Source organism: Enterovibrio paralichthyis (genome assembly GCF_019209835.1).
Classification (GTDB): domain Bacteria; phylum Pseudomonadota; class Gammaproteobacteria; order Enterobacterales; family Vibrionaceae; genus Enterovibrio; species Enterovibrio paralichthyis.
The window spans coordinates 314,801-332,649 of record NZ_JAHUTS010000003.1; the positions used below are offsets into that span (position 1 = coordinate 314,801).

General features: G+C 51.5%; 15 protein-coding genes. 9 read left to right on the forward strand and 6 right to left on the reverse strand.

The window, feature by feature from the left end; all coding sequences use genetic code 11:
- Window positions 1-118: 118 nt before the first annotated feature.
- A complete protein-coding gene (locus KU854_RS05660; protein ID WP_218357470.1) occupies window positions 119-1,048 on the forward strand; it encodes a LysR family transcriptional regulator in 930 nt (309 codons plus the stop codon).
- 262 nt (window positions 1,049-1,310) lie between these two features.
- Here the strand turns inward: KU854_RS05660 and KU854_RS05665 are convergent, their stop codons facing one another.
- The 4 genes from KU854_RS05665 to KU854_RS05680 form a co-directional block, all read right to left on the reverse strand.
- On the reverse strand, window positions 1,311-1,805 hold the full coding sequence (locus KU854_RS05665) for a GNAT family N-acetyltransferase (RefSeq protein WP_218357471.1): 495 nt from the start codon (window positions 1,803-1,805) through the stop codon (window positions 1,311-1,313).
- Between the two features lie 82 nt (window positions 1,806-1,887).
- Complete coding sequence (locus tag KU854_RS05670) at window positions 1,888-2,085, reverse strand: hypothetical protein (RefSeq protein ID WP_218357472.1); 198 nt, start codon at window positions 2,083-2,085, stop codon at window positions 1,888-1,890.
- Between the two features lie 207 nt (window positions 2,086-2,292).
- On the reverse strand, window positions 2,293-2,808 hold the full coding sequence (locus KU854_RS05675; RefSeq protein WP_218357473.1) for a lipocalin family protein: 516 nt from the start codon (window positions 2,806-2,808) through the stop codon (window positions 2,293-2,295).
- A 58-nt stretch (window positions 2,809-2,866) separates the two neighbouring features.
- Entirely contained in the window at window positions 2,867-3,496 is a 630-nt protein-coding gene (locus KU854_RS05680; RefSeq protein WP_218357474.1) for an SGNH/GDSL hydrolase family protein, read from the reverse strand.
- Window positions 3,497-3,787: 291 nt separating this feature from the next.
- On the opposite strand from KU854_RS05680, the gene KU854_RS05685 reads away from it, so the two are divergent.
- The 8 genes from KU854_RS05685 (at window position 3,788) to KU854_RS05720 (ending at window position 14,811) form a co-directional block, all read left to right on the forward strand.
- Window positions 3,788-5,512: a formate--tetrahydrofolate ligase gene (locus KU854_RS05685; RefSeq protein WP_218357475.1), complete on the forward strand. Its 1,725-nt coding sequence runs from the start codon at window positions 3,788-3,790 to the stop codon at window positions 5,510-5,512.
- A gap of 91 nt (window positions 5,513-5,603) precedes the next feature.
- Entirely contained in the window at window positions 5,604-6,086 is a 483-nt protein-coding gene (locus tag KU854_RS05690) for a DMP19 family protein (protein ID WP_218357476.1), read from the forward strand.
- Window positions 6,087-6,101: 15 nt separating this feature from the next.
- Window positions 6,102-6,560 carry a GNAT family N-acetyltransferase gene (locus KU854_RS05695; protein ID WP_218357477.1) on the forward strand — a complete coding sequence of 153 codons (459 nt, stop codon included), beginning with the start codon at window positions 6,102-6,104 and terminating at the stop codon, window positions 6,558-6,560.
- 301 nt (window positions 6,561-6,861) lie between these two features.
- Entirely contained in the window at window positions 6,862-8,238 is a 1,377-nt protein-coding gene (locus KU854_RS05700) for a hemolysin family protein (RefSeq protein WP_218357478.1), read from the forward strand.
- Window positions 8,235-9,257 carry a CNNM domain-containing protein gene (locus KU854_RS05705; RefSeq protein ID WP_218357479.1) on the forward strand — a complete coding sequence of 341 codons (1,023 nt, stop codon included), beginning with the start codon at window positions 8,235-8,237 and terminating at the stop codon, window positions 9,255-9,257. Before KU854_RS05700 ends, KU854_RS05705 begins: the two co-directional genes overlap by 4 nt.
- A gap of 316 nt (window positions 9,258-9,573) precedes the next feature.
- On the forward strand, window positions 9,574-10,611 hold the full coding sequence (locus KU854_RS05710; protein ID WP_218357480.1) for an efflux RND transporter periplasmic adaptor subunit: 1,038 nt from the start codon (window positions 9,574-9,576) through the stop codon (window positions 10,609-10,611).
- 1 nt (window position 10,612) lies between these two features.
- Window positions 10,613-11,710, forward strand: a complete 1,098-nt coding sequence (locus KU854_RS05715) for an efflux RND transporter periplasmic adaptor subunit (RefSeq protein WP_218357481.1) — start codon at window positions 10,613-10,615, stop codon at window positions 11,708-11,710.
- Window positions 11,710-14,811 carry an efflux RND transporter permease subunit gene (locus tag KU854_RS05720; RefSeq protein ID WP_218357482.1) on the forward strand — a complete coding sequence of 1,034 codons (3,102 nt, stop codon included), beginning with the start codon at window positions 11,710-11,712 and terminating at the stop codon, window positions 14,809-14,811. The genes KU854_RS05715 and KU854_RS05720 overlap by 1 nt, the downstream gene beginning before the upstream one ends.
- A 118-nt stretch (window positions 14,812-14,929) precedes the next feature.
- Here the strand turns inward: KU854_RS05720 and KU854_RS05725 are convergent, their stop codons facing one another.
- Together KU854_RS05725 and KU854_RS05730 are read right to left on the reverse strand one after the other, a co-directional pair.
- Window positions 14,930-16,534, reverse strand: a complete 1,605-nt coding sequence (locus tag KU854_RS05725; protein ID WP_218357483.1) for an ABC-F family ATPase — start codon at window positions 16,532-16,534, stop codon at window positions 14,930-14,932.
- A gap of 222 nt (window positions 16,535-16,756) precedes the next feature.
- Entirely contained in the window at window positions 16,757-17,800 is a 1,044-nt protein-coding gene (locus KU854_RS05730) for an extracellular catalytic domain type 2 short-chain-length polyhydroxyalkanoate depolymerase (protein WP_218357484.1), read from the reverse strand.
- Between the last annotated feature and the right edge of the window lie 49 nt (window positions 17,801-17,849).

Consider the following 17,849-nt stretch of genomic DNA (forward strand, 5'->3'; position numbering starts at 1 on the left):
CATTCTCCCGCAAGGTTTTTGTTTTGATGAAGAGAGAATAGGCACTGGCAGCTTGAGGATAAACGGCGTAATCTTGGAATTATTGTCAAAATATAATTGATAATCAGGGCGGGGTAGCATGCAAATTAACGACTTACGTGTTGTGTTGAAAGTGGCAGAGTTCCGCAGTATCACTGCAGCAGCGACACACTTGGACATGCAAACCGCAACAGCAAGTGCAGCGGTGAAAAGGGTAGAGCAGGCGTTGGGGCTTGAGCTGTTTGTGCGCACAACGCGCAGCCTGCGCCTTTCCAATGCGGGGGAGCGCTATCTTCCCCAGTGCGAGCAGGCGTTGCAGTTGCTTGACCAAGCCAACCGGATAGTCAAGGACGAACTCGATATCATTGATGGTGAGTTGCGGCTGGCGGTTTCATCGGATTTGGGGCGCAATGTGGTGTTGCCCTGGCTGGACGAATTTATGGACGCCCATCCTGCGGTGAGCCTGAGAGCGAATGTGAGCGACAGCAACGTCGATTTTTACCGCGATGCCATTGATATTGCGCTGCGGTATGGCTCGCCCGGTGATGCCAACGTTTACGGATTTAAAATTTGCGATGTGCCGCGCCTGCTCTGCGCGTCCCCTGAATACCTAGAAAAGCACGGTGAACCAACACACCCGCAGGAAGTCGCCCGGCACAATGCTTTGCTGTTCCAGCTTAGTGATATGTTGCATGACGTGTGGGATTTCGATGATGGAACCAACAAACTAAAAGTGCGGGTGCGCGGAAACCGGGCGTCGAACGATGCGGACTTGGTGCGTCGTTGGTGTGTGGCAGGAAAAGGCGTGGCTGCGAAATCGGCGTTGGATATGGCGGCAGACTTGCTGTCTGGACGTATTGTGAGTTTGTTAAGTGACTATCCGCCCATCATGACAGAGCTTTGGTTGGTGTTTCCAAGCCGCCAGTCCATCACACCTGCCGCAAGGCTGTTGCGCGAGTTTCTGAAACAGAAATGCGAAGCCTTGCTGGATGAACTGACACAGGCCGGGTTTATTCCACCGAGTCGCTAGGGTCTGTTGACCTTTGGTGGTTAAATTTTGTTCTAGCCATAAGCGTTTTAGGCGCGGCGAGGTGTGTGCCGCCTAGTTATTCTAAGCAAATACACCTCAACAAAGCATAAAACGCTTAGGGCAGAACCCTTCGGGCAGCGTTTGTGGGGAATTTCTGCTGTGTTATCGGCTTCTCATGTAGGCTAGCTACACATCGAAGCCTCTGCCTTGCATAAAATCCCCACAAACTGCTGCAAAAATCATCATCAAAGGTCAACAGACCCTAGAGGCAGGGATACTCATACAAGGCGGCGTCAAAGCCTTCTACTTCGCGCCGTTCGATGAAGTAGAAACCAAACGATTCGTAGAAATTGCGGAGCCTTGGCCGATCTCCGTGACAATCACACCTTAGCCAGTGCCGACCCTGTTGTTTCGTCAATTCCACCATGGCTTGGAGTACCCGGTGGCCAATGCCGCGGGTAATAAAGGCATCACCAATCACCAGTTTGTGGAAAAAGAGGCTGTCGTTGTCGGTGATTTTCGGCCAGAAAAGCGGGTCGCTTTCCAGAATAAAAACGCCACCAATGGTTTGGCCGTTTTCCTTCACGAGATAGAGCGAATCGTGACCATAACTGGCTAGAAGCACCTCCGTGGTCACTTCGTCCCTTGCCCAAAGCGGAATGCCAGCGGTTTCAAGCCGGACGATGGCTTGGATGAGGAAGTTTTCGATGAGCGCCCAGTCTTCGGGCTTAGCGGCTTTTTCCAGCGAGATTGACATGATTACCCTGCATATAGGCATGCCAGCGCCCTTCGGATCCGGCATGCGCGGTGTTTACATCTCGCAGTTTGTCGCAAAAGCCTTAAGCATCTGAAAGCTGATTATGGGGTTTTGACAGACTGCGGTTCTTGTTAAGTTCAATTTTATAAGCGGCCAGCAAGGTGGCGAGATCTGCAACTTGGACGGTGCATTGCCCCTGATTGTCCATCGACGCGGTGGCATCATCATTCAGGCGTTTGAGCGTCTCGCGCATTGCTTTTGTGTCTGTTGTGATTGGCATGATTATCTATTTATTACTTTATTATTAGGCTATTAAAACAGAAAGCGATACCTCAGAACAACCTCGCGAAGTAAGTTGGTTTTGCCTGATAGAGTGTAGTGATAGTTAGCGTTGCTGACCAAATTATCAGTCTGTGAATTGTGAAATCTGGACATGATTCCTATGGGGCGAAAGAAAAGCCCGATCTGAATGTCGGGCTTTGGGTGTTTACTGCTGTTGGGGAAAAATCAGCTCGCTGGTATCAAAGCCTTTTTCCTTGGCCACTTGGCTGAATCGCTCCACCAGTTCTTGTGACACCGTGGGCGTTCGGGCAAGTAACCAGAGGTAGTCCTTGTTGTAGCCGGAGACGAAAGCGTAGTCATAGTTCTCGCCCAACTCGAAAACAACATAAGAGGAATAAAACGGCCCGAAAAACGACACCTTCAGGTGTGCCGTCTCTTTGCCATCCACAAAGTAAGCGCGGCCAATGGCTTCGCTCCATTCATTTTCCTCAGCATTAAAGCCACGGTTAATGACCTTGATACCGCCATCTTCCCGGAGTTCATATTCTGCGCTGACTTGCGAAAGGCCGCGTTCGAATGAGTGGTCAAGCCGGGCGATTTCATACCATTTCCCCAGATATCGCTGTTCATCAAAACCAGTGACTGGCGTGACGCCTTCGGGAACAGACTGACAGGCAGTCAGTAGGAAAAGTGAAAAGAGAAACAGGATTTTTTTACTCATAGCGCAATCAATCTTCTTGTTGTGTTTCTGGAGGTTACGTTATCAACCTGCGTTTGGGTCACAGGCCTTTCAGTGTGTTGGCAATGCCGTCAGCAAGGGCGGCATGAGCTGCTTCATCCATATGAAGACCATCAATGGGTGATGCTTCACATACTGTCGCCGCTTCAAAAAAGACGCAGCCTTCTTCCTTGGCAACTTGACGGTAGACTTCTGCAAGCTCGATGGATTTTTGTCTGCCAACCGTAAATCCAGCTGCCCAGTTGTTACCATCGTGCATTGGTGGTGGAGAAACAACCAGAATGCGCGGTGTTGGTTCGCCAGCATTGTCAGCCTCTTTTACCTGGCCAATCAGGGTGCGCAGACCTTCTCCTATCCATGCGACAGATGCGGGATACAGAGATTTCAAATCGTTGGTGCCAAGCATGATCACCACCCAGTCCAGCGGACGGTGTGTCAGTAAAACCATAGGTAATGCAGTACTGCCATTTCGGTGCGGCTTGGTAGGGTCATCCCAGACCGTCGTGCGTCCGTTCAGCCCTTCTTCTGCCAGATACCAGGGTGTGGTGGATTCGTGATTGAGAAGTGTGTTTAAGCGAGATGTCCAGCGAACGCCTTCCGGCCACCGAGTTGCATTGGAAGGGTTGTAACCCCAGGTATTTGAATCGCCAAAACAAAGAATTCTCGGCATAAAGCAGTCCCTTTCTTGAACGTGTATTGGGTAGTTAGGTATAGCCTACCCACTGTTTGAATCTGTGTCGTCACCCATGGGCATTTCACGATCCAACTTTGTCGCCGCGATACCATTCTTTTCCTCTGTTTGACGCAAATACCACTTAACCGGACGGTTCTGAATCATTTCCAACCCGCTGACCAAGCCACACTGGCTGTTATTAGTGCCTGTTTTGCAGACATTTACCCATGGCATCTGTGCTTGTGCTTCTTGTTGTGCCAACAAACGGTATAAAATGTGGGAAAGTCTATGAAGACACAGAATAACGTAGTACTGGCGGATAACACGATGACAGCTTTACCTCCTCCGGGTTCACCCGATATTGAAATCGCGCGCGCCGTAAAACCCTGGCCGATTTTTGAAGTGGCACAACGCAAACTGGGTGTCGCACACCATGCGTTGATCCCATACGGCCACTACAAAGCCAAACTCGATTTGGCACAAATCCCACAACGCAAAGCAGGCAAGCTGGTGTTGGTCACCGCAATCACGCCTACGCCGGCCGGTGAAGGTAAAACCACCACCAGTATCGGCCTGACTGACGCTTTGAATGCGATTGGTGTCAGCGCCAGTGTCTGTTTGCGTGAACCGTCCCTTGGGCCATGTTTTGGCGTGAAAGGCGGTGCTGCGGGCGGTGGCCGTTCGCAAGCGATCCCGATGGAAGACCTCAACCTGCATTTCAATGGGGATTTCCATGCCATTACGTCTGCCCACAACTTGCTGGCTGCGTTAATTGATAACCATATTCACTGGGGCAATGAGCTGAACCTCGACCCACGCCGCATCAGCTGGCGCAGAGTGATGGACATGAACGACCGCGCATTGCGCCACACTTTGGTGGGCTTGGGTGGCCCTGCACATGGTCAGCCACGGGAAACCGGGTTCGACATTACCGTCGCCTCTGAAATCATGGCGATCTTGTGTCTGGCGGAAGATCGCAAAGATCTGGAGCGCCGTCTCGGCAACATCATTATTGGCCGCGACCGCGACAACAAAACCGTGACAGCCGCTGACCTGGGTGCACAAGGCGCAATGACGGTATTGCTGAAAGATGCCATCCAGCCAAACCTTATTCAGACGCTGGAACATAACCCGGCGCTGATCCACGGTGGCCCTTTCGCGAACATCGCCCACGGTTGTAACTCCGTCATGGCAACACGCACAGCGCTTGGTCTGACCGATGTGGTCGTGACCGAAGCAGGCTTTGGTGCAGATTTGGGTGCGGAGAAATTTATCGATATCAAATGCCGCATCTCTGGCTTGCGTCCGGATGCAGCCGTTCTGGTGTGTACTGTACGTGCGCTGAAAATGCAGGGCGGTGTGGCAAAAGACCACCTTGATGAGCCGAATGTTGATGCTGTCATACGCGGTGCGGCAAACCTGTCACGTCATATCGAGAACATGCAGAAGTTTGGTTTAACGCCGCTGGTCGCTATCAACCGCTTCCCAACAGACGATGTGAAAGAGCTGACGGCTATCCGCGAAGTTTGTATGTCTCATGGTGCGCGCGTGGAAGAAGCCCAACACTGGGCTGAAGGTGGCGCGGGTGCGAAAGCCGTGGCAGAAGGCGTGAAAGCCATGCTGGAAGGTGAAAAGCCAGAGGTAAACTTCCTCTACGAAGACGACATGCCGATTGATGACAAAATCCGCGCAGTTGCCACTTCGCTCTACGGTGCGAAAGACGTGCAGTTCAACATTGCCGCACAAAAGCAGTTGGATGAAATCCATCAACTGGGTTTTGGGCACCTGCCAGTCTGCATTGCCAAAACGCCTTACAGCTTTACCTCTGAACCCACTGAACTTGGCGCGCCAAGCGGCCATATCCTGCCTGTACGCGAACTGCGTTTAATGGCGGGTGCGGGCTTTGTGGTTGCTATGTGTGGTGATGTGATGACCATGCCGGGCTTACCGAAGAAACCTGCAGCACTCAGCATCTCGCTGGATGAAAACGGAGAGATTGTCGGGTTGTTTTGATTGGGTTTACACTTAATCCCATCTAGAAAGCAGGAAGGGCAGTGAAGTCTGCTTCTTCCTGTTTTTGCATTCAAGGTAACCAAGGACGCTCATGAAATTTAAGGACTATGCCGAAGCAGAAGAACCCGCACTGGAAGTTTTCAAACTCTGCCTGGACGCGGTTTTTGATCCGGATGACGGCACAACCGAACACCTTGAACGTTTAAGCCCAGAAGCGAGGTTTGTTTACCTGCTATGGTGCTTCGATGGCGAGGTTCACAACGGTGGTTTTGATCAGTTGTTCTTCAATTCCCTTGGCGACCATTGTGCGGAGATACTCTCGAATCTCCGGGCCATCGGCGCAAGCCGATCTGCTGAATTGTTGGCTCAGGCCATGATATGGTTTCCAGACGCCAGTCCTTCTCCGATTCGGGCAGAACGCTGGAAGCAATTGTCGCCTTTTGAGGATGATGAACACTACCATGCCTCGCTCGATGCGCTCGACAATGCCTTTTACAAGTACGAAGACAACCTTGTAGAACTCCTCCATCACTATGTTCGTCAGCATCCCGAAGCAAAAGTGATGTCGATATAAGGTCAATGATAATTCATGACATTACACCTTCGCCCCGCAACAGAATCAGACATCGACTTCCTGCTGGCGCTTCGAGACAAAACCATGAGGCAGTACCTGCAAGAAGCAGGGATGGCAACTAGCCGAGAGGAATACGAAAAGCGTGTACGATTCGAATTCTCAAGCGCACAAATCGTCGAGTTTGAAGGCACACCTATGGGGCTGTTCAAGGCCAGATACGATGCGAAGCAAAACTGTTGGCACATCATTCAGATCCAAATTGCCCCCAACTACCAGGGCTTACGCATTGGAAGCCGTCTTATTGGCGACGTGATCTCAAAAGCGCGGGAGACGGGAGCCACAGTAAAATTAAGTGTTATCAGGACAAATCCGGCTAAACGTCTCTATCAAAGGTTGGGGTTCGAAGTTGTCGGAAACAGGGGAGCGGAGCTGCTAATGGCACATTGTCATGATGAACAACACGAACTTGTGTAGAAACCACACTTCTAGTGCTGCCATTTTGTAACCAATCGTAACCTCAACACATGCACTGCATTGGGTATCGGCTGAAGTTTTCTTCATGGAAGTGGCGTTGGTGTTGAGTCTTCACTCGAGTGGTTAGTAACGCTTATCGCCAGTGTTGATGCGGTGTCATGCGAATATTGACTAGACGACATGGATTCAGCCGCCATATACTGCGCTTCCTGTTTTTACATTAGGAATAATTCGTGGACCCCAACTCTAGTCTGTTGTGTCATCTTGTATTGGTTTCAAACTACCAAGGGAGGACACAACTATGATTGAGCCCCTTCTAAGCCTGCTTTTCGGCATTTTTCTTATCCTGGCGATTATTGCAGCAAACGGTTATTTCGTTGCTCAAGAATTCGCATACATGGCAGTAGACCGCGCAAGACTCGCGACCTTAGCAGCCACCGGCGATGCAGCCGCCAAGCGCGCGCTTGCCGTTACCAAACGTACGAGCTTTATGCTTTCCGGTGCCCAGCTTGGGATCACAGTGACAGGCCTTGTGCTTGGTTTTGTCGCAGAGCCGCTGGTCGGTAAGTCTCTAGGTCAAATCCTGCAAAGCTTTGGATTTTCGCTGGAAGCAGGTATCGCCATCGGTACGGTTGTCACCCTTGGTGTGGCAATGGTTGTCCAAATGGTCTTTGGTGAGCTGTACCCGAAAAACCTAGCCATTGCGAATGCAGAGCCGATGTCCCGCATGATGTCTCGCTCGACACTGATCTACATGAAAGTGTTTAGCTTGTTCATCAGCTTCTTCGACAAGTCAGCTAACCTGCTGCTGCGCGCGGTGCGTATTGAGCCGGTTCACGATCTGGATGTGAGCGCGTCGGAAGAAGACCTGCACCACATCATCGCGAACTCGCGCGATAGCGGCGACTTGCCTGTTGAGCTGTCACTGATGATGGACCGCATCCTGGATTTCCCAGAGCGCGATGTAGAACACGCCATGGTGCCGCGATCGCAGGTGGACTGGGTTGAACCGGAGACCACGTTGACCGAACTGCTGTCGCTGATGAAGCAGGCGCATACGCGTTACCCGGTTATCAACGATGATGACGCGCCTGTGGGTGTGGTTCACCTTTCCGATGTGCTGGCGCATATCGACGCTGGTAACACAGACGACACGGTAGCCTCAGTGATGCGTCCTGCGACTGTGTTGCCAACGCTGATGCGTCTTCCGAACGCACTGGATCAGCTTGTCACGTCTACCAATCAACTGGCTTGTGTTATCGACGAGTACGGCGGCTTTGCAGGCGTGTTGACGATTGAAGACCTGGCGATGGAAATCGTGGGTGAAATCACCGACGAGCATGATGCCGACGCTGGCGAAGCGGTGGTATCGCAAAGCGATAACGTCTGGCTGATGGAAGGTGATGTTCACATCGACGAAGTAGAACGAGCGATTGGTTATGATCTGCCAAAAGACGATGTAGAAACCATCGCAGGTCTGTTGATAGCTGAGCGCGGTGCACTGCCGGAAGAAGGTGAAACGGTTAACATCGACCTGCCTGTCGATCCGTCGGAATTTGCATCCGGTGAGCTGTTCAAACGCCATCTAGAGGTGGAAGTGTTACGCATTGAGCGCCACGTACCGACCGAGGTTCGCGTGAAGCTGGTAGAGCAACCAATCATGGAGGGTGAAGAATGAGCACGGATCCATTGATTGTTACTCTGGTCACTGCCGCTCTCATCATATTGAGTGGCTTCTTCGTTATCATCGAGTTTGCCTTGATGGGCGCACGCCGCCACCGCCTTGAAGAAATGGCAGTGGAAAGCGCATCAGCACGTGCAGCACTGCGTGGCATGAATGACCTGACGCTGATGCTGGCAGGTGCCCAGTTAGGTATTACCTTCTGTACCTTTGCATTGGGTGCGGTAACCAAGCCTGCGGTTGACCATTGGGTTGGCCCTGTGTTCCTTGCAATGGGACTGCCTTACTGGGCAGCCGATGCAGCGGCCTTTGGTTTTGCGCTATTCGTGGTCACCTTCCTGCACTTGGTTGTGGGTGAGATGGCGCCGAAATCCTGGTCTATCGCGCACCCTGAAAAGTCAGCGCTGGCTATCGGTATTGTTGCCCGTGCTTACGTGTGGCCGCTGCGTCCGCTGCTGAACTGGATTAACCGCATTGCAAACCGATTGGTTCGTGCGTCAGGCGTTGAGCCAGTGGAAAGCGCCGCTGTCGGTGGGCAGGATATCAATACTATCCGCCAGCTGGTTGAGCACTCCGGTAAAGTGGGTACGCTGAAGCCGGATATCCAACGTCAACTTTCAGGCCTTATTGACTCCAGCTCCATTGCGGTGGAAACCCTGGTGACAGAAGGGCAGGTAATGGCTCACGTTGATAAACGTGCTTCTATTGCTGATGTACGTGTGAAGGCGATGGAAACAGGACACCTGCGCATTCTGCTGTGCGGAAGCCGTGGCCTGAAACCACTTGTAGTGCATGTGCGTGATACCTTGCTGGAACCTGCTGACCGCCCTGCGCGTGAAATCGCCCGTAAAGCTTATGTGCTTGAAGCGAACACGCCGGTATACGAAGCGCTGGCGCGTATGCGTGAAGCGAGTGTGCAGCTTGCTGTGGTGAGCAAAGGTGATCAGATGATTGGTGTTGTCACACTGGCAGATATTCTGAAATGTGTGATGCCGACGACGGCGACAACAAACTAAATTTGCCTTAAACCAGCACTCTCTATGAAACGCCACCTTTACCGGGTGGCGTTTTTTTATCTGCAATCGTCGACATACGGTTTCTTCAACCTTCAACGCATTCGCTGCCTGCAGAGGTTTTTTTTACTGCCACGCCCGTACTTAACCCCCTTGTTGCGTATCTCAATCCTCAGAAAGTAAACAATATTTCTTTTTCTTTCCGCGCTCAAAGACCCATAGACAAATAGAAGTTGCTACTATTTTCAAAGTACATATTTCCAGTCATGCCATCCGTGTCGTCAATATATCCCGTCGGCGCAAAGCAAGGAGTGCGACCATGAAAAAAGCGCTTTCTTTAGCGTTGGTTTCCCTATACCTAAGCGGTTGTAGTGAAGAGCCCCCCATCCCTGAGCCAGAAGCCCGTCCAGCAAAACTCATGACCGTCGCAATCGGAGATAAAGACGCAGTGCGCGTGTTTCCTGGCACGGTAGAAGCCGATGATAAAGCGGTGCTGGCTTTTCGTGTCGCAGGGGAGATTATTGATATTCCGGTATTTGCAGGGCAAGACGTTGAAAAAGGTGACGTGCTCGCTGAGCTGGACAAGGATGAATATCGCTTGCTGTTGGAAAAGGCCAAGGCCAGTCATCAGCTAGCAAAAGTGCAATACGACCGTGCAGTGCAGCTCAAGAAAACCAACGTCATTTCTGAGCAGGATTTTGATAAAGCAAAATCCCACTTGAATGAAGCTCAGGCAGGTCTGGATCTGGCGCAATCAAACTTTAATTACACCACCTTAAAAGCGCCTTACAGCGGCACGATTTCTCTGCGACTGAAAGAGAAAAACGAATATGCCAATGCCATGGAACCCGTCATGAACATCCAAACCAAGGATGTGATCAACGTGAGTTTCCAATTGCCGGAAAGGTTATTCAGCTTTTTTGATGCTGAAAACGGTTCAACGCACTCCAAACCCCTTCTCAGGTTTGATGCCTACCCCGCTCAGGAGTTTGAAGCCGATTTTAAGGAAGTCGATACCGAAGCCGATACCACGACCGCTTCTTACCGTATAACGGTTTCCCTGCCACGCCCGGAGAACGTCAATGTGCTGCCGGGTATGGCTGCGCAAGTCTCTACGTCTATTTCAGCGTCAAGCCAAAATGAACTGCCAGAAACCGCGGTAGAAACTGATGACTCAGGTACCCATGTCTGGCGGGTTGCGGCCAATGGTGCGGTGTCCCGTGTTCCGGTTGAACTGGGTGAAGACAACAAACTCGAAGCTGGGCTGAACAACGGTGATGTGATTGTGGTGAATGGTGTCTCCAGCCTTGAAGAAGGCATGGTGGTGTTTCCATGGGTGAAGGAGCGGGGGCTTTAGTATGAAAAATCCAATTGGCCTTACCTTCGCTATAACAGCGTTGGCTTTAACCCTATCAGGATGCGACAAACCGCCTTCAACAAAAGAGAAAGCGATATTAAACGTGGATGTGGTGGAGATTGGCGATGATTCAATGGGTAGTGAGTTGCACTTCCCGGCCATTGCTGCCGCGGCAGACCGCGCTGAGCTTTCATTCCTTGTGGCGGGTGAGATTAACAAAATCAATGTGAACGCTGGTGACATCGTCGAGAAAGATACGGTGCTGGCGACTTTGGACCCGACGGAGTACAAGCTTCAGGTTGATAATGCGCAAGCCAAATTCGATGTGGTAGACAGCCAGTACCGGCGCTCAAAACCCTTGGTGGATAAGGGGCTGCTGGCCAAATCTCAATTTGACGAAATCGGTGCCCAGCGTGCCATCGCCAAAGCAGAACTTGAGCTGGCAAAGCTCAAGCTCTCCTACACCGAGTTGAAAGCGCCTGTTAACGGTGTCATCAGCCGTGTTCCCGTTGAACAGTTCGAGACGGTGGGCATTGGGCAATCCATTCTTAATATTCATGACGCGACACAGGTAGATATCCGTATTCAGGTGCCTGATGTGCTGTTCTCCAAACACGGTGGTAAAACCCGGGAAGAAAACAACGCAACCATCAGCCCCCATGTCCGCACCGATGATGGCAAAGCCTATCCGGCTTCCGTAAAGGAATATACCGCGCAACCTGACCCTGAGACCGGGTCGTTTATGGTGACGCTGACCATGCCCATGCCGGAGGACAAATTCATCCTTGATGGCATGACAGTGGAAGTGGTGGTCGAGGAGTTAGGGCTTTACAACGATCGCGCCAGCCAAATCGAAATCCCCATCGAGACCGTCTTCAACGAAGATGGTGATGCGCTGGCCTCTCCAAACAAATTTGTGTGGGTGGTGGGTGCTGATAACACAGTAGAAAAACGCAAAGTGAACGTCGGTGAACTCACCCCGAAAGGCGTGCTCGTCACCAGCGGCTTGAAGCGTGGAGATAAAGTTGTCTCAGAAGGTGTGAATCGCCTGCGAGCTGGACAGTCAGTCAATATCGTTGCGAAGAAGGAAATCAACTGATGAAACAGACCGTAGCCAGCTACTTTATCAATAACAAAGTCATCAGTTGGATGCTGACGCTGATATTCCTGATTGGCGGCACCACGTCTTTCTTTGGACTGGGACGGCTTGAAGATCCCGCATTCACCCTTAAAGATGCGCTTGTTATCACAAGCTACCCCGGGGCGACGCCGCAACAGGTCGAAGAGGAAGTGACTTACCCGCTTGAAAAGGCGGTTCAGCAACTGGTGTATGTCGACGAAGTCAGGTCCATTTCCAGCCGTGGTTTGTCGCAGATCACCGTCTCTATGAAAAACAATTATGGCCCGGATGACCTGCCACAAATCTGGGATGAGTTGCGCCGTAAAGTGAATGATATCAAAGGCAGTTTGCCGCCGGGTGTCGGGCAACCGCAAGTGATTGATGATTTCGGCGATGTATTTGGTGTTCTGCTAGCCATCACAGGGGAAGGGTATTCCTATAAGGAACTTTCCGATTATGTGGACTTTCTGCGCCGGGATTTGGAACTGGTTGAAGGCGTCGGCAAGGTTCAGGTCACCGGTACCCAGCAAGAGCAAGTCTTCATAGAGATTTCAATGCGACGGCTTTCCAATCTGGGGATTTCACCGGATACCATCGACAAGCTATTAGCGACCCAGAATCTCGTTTCCAGTGCGGGCGCGCTGCGCCACGGCGACGAATACCTTCGCATTCACCCCACGGGCGAATTTAAGAGCGTCGAAGAGCTGGGTAACCTGATCATCAATGAAGCGGGCTCCCAAGGGCTTATCTACCTGAAAGATGTCGCGGACATCAAGCGTGGCTATCAGGAAGTGCCGACCAATATCCTGATGTACAACGGCGACCAGGCGCTGCATCTTGGCGTCTCCTTTGCCAATGGCGTCAACGTCGTTGAAGTTGGCAAACGTCTTGAGCGCAGATTAGCAGAACTTAAAGAAAACCAGCCGATTGGTATCGATATCGGTGTGGTTTACGCGCAGCCATTGGAGGTAGACACCTCCGTACAAGGCTTTGTGGTGTCGCTAGGACAAGCCGTGGCGATTGTTATCATCGTCTTGCTGTTCTTTATGGGCTTGCGCTCAGGTCTGCTTATTGGCTTGATCCTGCTGCTTACGGTTCTGGGTACCTTCATCTTCATGAAGTACTTTGCTATCGATCTCCAGCGTATCTCACTCGGTGCTTTGGTTATCGCACTCGGTATGTTGGTGGATAACGCCATCGTGGTGGTGGAAGGGATACTTATCGGCCTCAAGAAAGGGCGAACGAAGACAGAAGCCGCCTCTGACATTGTCACGCAAACAAAATGGCCGCTGCTCGGTGCGACCGTCATTGCTGTCACCGCCTTTGCGCCAATTGGTTTGTCCAGTGATGCGACCGGCGAATACTGTGGCACCTTGTTCTCCGTACTCTTGATCTCCCTGATGTTGAGCTGGTTTACCGCTATGACCCTGACCCCTTTCTTTGCCAGCCTGTTCTTTAAGGAAGAGATGGTCGAAGAAGGCAGTGAAACGGAAGATCCCTACAACGGCATGTTGTTTGTGGTTTACAAGAAGTTTCTGGATATCTGCATGAAGCGTGCTTACCTCACTATGATCGTGCTGGTGGCAGCGCTGGTGGCAGCACTCTATGGCTTCACGCTGCTGAAACAGTCGTTCTTCCCATCTTCTACCACGCCAATGTTAATGGTGGATATTTGGCTGCCGGAAGGGACAGATATCCGGGCGACAGAAGACAAACTGGTCGAGCTGGAATCATGGATTTTGGATCAACCCAATGTCGAGTTCGTTAACACCAGCGCCGGCAAAGGCGTGCAACGCTTTATGCTGACCTACGCGCCAGAGAAGAGTTATTCCGCCTTCGGTGAACTCATCATCCGTGTGAAGGATTACGAATCTGTGGTGCCGACCATGGCAGCGATTCGTCAACACATTGATGACGACTACCCGAACGTCCAGTACAAGCTCAAGCGCATTGAGTTGGGGCCGTCAGCCGGTTCTAAAATCGAAGCCCGCATCATTGGCCCCGATCCTACCGTACTTCGCACCATTGCCGCCCAGGTGACGGACATCTTAAATGCGGATCCGGATGCGGTGAACGTTCGCCACGACTGGCGTGAACGTACCAAGATCCTGCAACCCCAATTTAACGAGAGTCAGGCGCGCCGCTACGGCATCACTAAGACGGATGTCGATGACCTGCTGATGATGACGTTCTCGGGGCTGAATGTCGGTGTATACCGCGACGGCACCACCTTAATGCCCATCGTGACGCGCTTGCCAGAACAAGAGCGTGTTGACGTGAAAACCATGGAAGGCATGAAGATCTGGAGCCCGGTGCTGAAAGATTACATTCCACTGCAACAGGTGATTCTGGGTTATGACCTGATTTGGGAAGACCCACTCATCATGCGTGAGAACCGTAAACGTACCCTCACCGTGATGGCTGACCCTGATCCGCTTCAGGATGAAGTGACTGCCACCACGCTGCAAAAACGTATTCAGCCAATGGTGGAAGAGATCGAACTGCCGAAAGGCTACTACATCGAATGGGGTGGGGAATATGAGTCTTCTGGCGATGCGCAGGAAAGCCTGTTTACCACCATGCCTATGGGTTACCTGTTTATGTTCCTGGTGACGGTGCTGTTATTCAACTCGGTGAAAGAATCACTGATTGTGTGGCTGACTGTACCGCTGGCGGTTATTGGTGTAACAACCGGTTTGCTGCTGCTCGATACGCCATTTGGCTTTATGGCGTTGCTGGGCTTCCTGAGCCTTTCAGGGATGTTGATTAAAAACGGTATCGTTCTGATTGACCAGATCAACATTGAAATGGCGAGCGGCAAAGATCAGTACGATGCCATTGTGGATGCCGCAGTCAGCCGCGTGCGTCCTGTTTGTATGGCGGCCATTACCACTGTGCTGGGTATGGTTCCGTTGCTGCCCGATGTGTTCTTCAAACCCATGGCCGTGACCATTATGTTTGGTCTGGGTTTTGCTACCGTGTTAACCCTGATTGTTGTGCCTGTGCTTTACCGGTTGTTCTATAAGATTGAATACCATCCTGCACCGGCGAGCTTTACTGAAACCAAGCCTGCACAATGAGTTAGGTGAACTTTTAAAATAAAACGCGCAATAAAAAACGCCACTTCCATTCGTTATACACGTAACGATGGGGGTGGCGTTTTTGTCTCTCCATATCTAACTAAAAGCGCTGGTCGGCTTATGCCACATTCAGCAGTTTTTGCTGGTGGGCGAGGTACTCATCGTAGGTGCCTTGGAAATAATCCAGCTTCTTGTCTTTGATCTCGATGATTGAGGTCGCCAGCGATGACACGAACTCGCGATCGTGGCTGACGAAAATCAGGGTGCCCGGATACACTTTCAGCGCGCTGTTGAGCGCTTCAATCGCTTCCATGTCCATGTGGTTGGTTGGCTCATCCATCACCAGCACATTGATGTCTTGCATCATCAGTTTGCCGAAAATCAGGCGGTTTTTCTCACCACCCGAGCAGTTCTTGGCTTTCTTGTTCACGTCATCTTCGGTGAATAGCAAACGGCCGAGAATTGCGCGCACAATCAGGTCGTTGTGCTTCGCGGTGCGCCATTGTGAAATCCACTCGTAGATGGTCATGTCGTTGTCGAAATCAGCGGTGCAATCCTGCGGACAATAGCCAACAGACGCATTCTCTGCCCATTTCACCACGCCCTGGGTTTGTTCCAGTTCGTTGACCAGGCAGCGCAGCAGGGTAGTTTTACCCACACCGTTCTCACCAATAACCGCAAGGCGAGAGCCCGCTTCCAGCAGCAGGTTACCGTTTTCAAACAGCATTTCGCCGTCATAACCGTGACCCAGTTCAAACAGTTCCAGCGCCTGACGGTGCAGTTTCTTGCCTTCGCCAAAATCGATTGATGGGCTGATACGGCTGGAGGTTTTCACTTCGTCCAGTTTGATCTTTTCCATGCGTTTCGCACGGGAACTTGCCAGCTTCGCTTTCGATGCGTTAGCACCAAAGCGGTTGACGAACTCTTGCAGTTCGCTGATCTCAGCTGCTTTTTTCGCGTTGCTAGCAAGTAGTTGCTCACGTTGCAGACCAGACGCTTCAAGGAAGTAGTCGTAGTTACCCGGATAAATACGCAGCTCGCCGTAGTCGATGTCTGCCATGTGGGTACACACGGTGTTCAGGAAGTGACGGTCGTGAGAGATGATGATCATGGTGCACTTACGCTGGCTTAGTTCTTCTGCCAGCCAGCCGATGGTGTGGATATCCAAGTTGTTCGTTGGTTCGTCGAGCAGCAGGATATCTGGATTTGCAAACAGCGCCTGTGCCAGCAGCACGCGCAGTTTCCAACCTGGGGCAACTTGCTGCATCAGACCGAAGTGGAAGCTTTCTTCGATACCCGCTTTGATCAGGATATCGCCCGCGCGGCTTTCTGCGGTATAGCCGTCCATTTCCGCGAATTCGCTTTCAAGCTCGGCCACTTTCATGCCGTCTTCTTCGCTCATTTCTGGCAGGGAATAGATGCGGTCACGCTCTTGCTTCACTTCCCACAGCTTTTTGTCACCCATGATGACCACGTCAATCACGTTAAAGCTTTCAAACGCGAACTGATCCTGGCTCAACACGCCCAACTTCAACCCCGGAGTGATCGACACGTTGCCAGAGCTTGGCGTCAGTGCGCCGCTCAGGATTTTCATAAAGGTCGATTTGCCACAGCCATTAGCGCCAATCAGGCCATAACGGTTACCGTTGCCAAATTTTGCCGAGATGTTTTCAAACAACGGCTCCGCGCCAAATTGCATGGTGATGTTAGCGGTTGAAATCAAAGACGTATTCCTAGGTGAATGAAAGAGGGTGTTCAGAGCGCCAGACCAGCTTGCGCGAACAAACAGGCGGCGAATTATACAGACTAAATTGGGATTTAACAGATGGAGGCTACAGAGCTTTTTAATACACGGTTTTGTTCAGCCCAAAGCGGCGCTTTTACTCGGGTGCTTAGAATGAAAACGCCACCCGAATGGGGTGGCGTTTAGGCAACGAACGAGACCTTAAGAGGCATCCGGGTTTTTCAGCAGGTGCTTCACCATATTATTGACCGCCTTCATTTGCAGCCCGGATTTGTAGGAGTAGTCGGGGCGGGTGTAGCCCCACCAGTCCCAGCAGCCTTTCGGGTTCAACAGCAGTCTGGTTTTCGCCTGGGGATAAAGCACGATGATGTTATTGGCATCAGCCCACTCGTTTAGCCCCACCTCTTTTGCAAATTCATCGCCCAATGTGTCTTTGTTCTGCTGGCATCCATGAAAAGCGACATGCACTTTGCAGCCTTTTTCTTTGGTGCAGCTGTCGGGCACAAACACAAAGCCTTGTTCATCCATGCTGGCCAGGGTGCTGTCTACAAAAGGGCGTTGGTCGAACCGCAGAAGTTTACCGGGTTTTCTGGGCGCTTCTTTGTCCAATGGACCGACAATCCAAGACAGCATTTCGCCTGCGCTGTCGTAGTTACAGTTGTTGATATAGGGGCTTTTCGTTGTGTTACACCCGTTGCCAAATTCGTCGGTTACAAAGGCGTGTCCTGCGGGAATCGTATCGACAAAAGTGATGTTATCCCCGGAATTCACCTGCTTGTAGTATTCATTCACCGCTTTCATAGTGACAGGCTTCACCGTTGGGTCTTCGGTGCCGCTGAACAACCATATTTTCTGATTGGCCAGGTTGCTTATGTCGTCAATGTGCCTTTCTTTCTCACGCTTGCGGGTTATCGCCAGCAGGCTGTCGACATCCGCGCCCTTTTCCATGCAGTGGAATGCGCGGGAAATGCTGGTCAGGCTGGCGAAAGGGTCTTTCGGGTCAAAGCTCAGCACGTTGACGCAGTCATAAGGAATGCCTGCAATCACACCAACACCTTTCACTTCTGAAGAATAAGCGACGCCGTATTGCACCGCCATTGCGCCGCCGGAAGACAAGCCAGAAACCGTGACGGTTTCACTGTCTGCGCCAAGTTGAGGGAGGGGCGTTGCTTTAAGGTCATCTGCAAACGTGGCAAGGCTAAAAAGCAGCGATGACACGAAAAAAGTGCAGGGTATTGTCTTCATCTAAATCCCTTAAATATTGAAGCCAAATCGGTTGTTGTGTGTAAAGCAA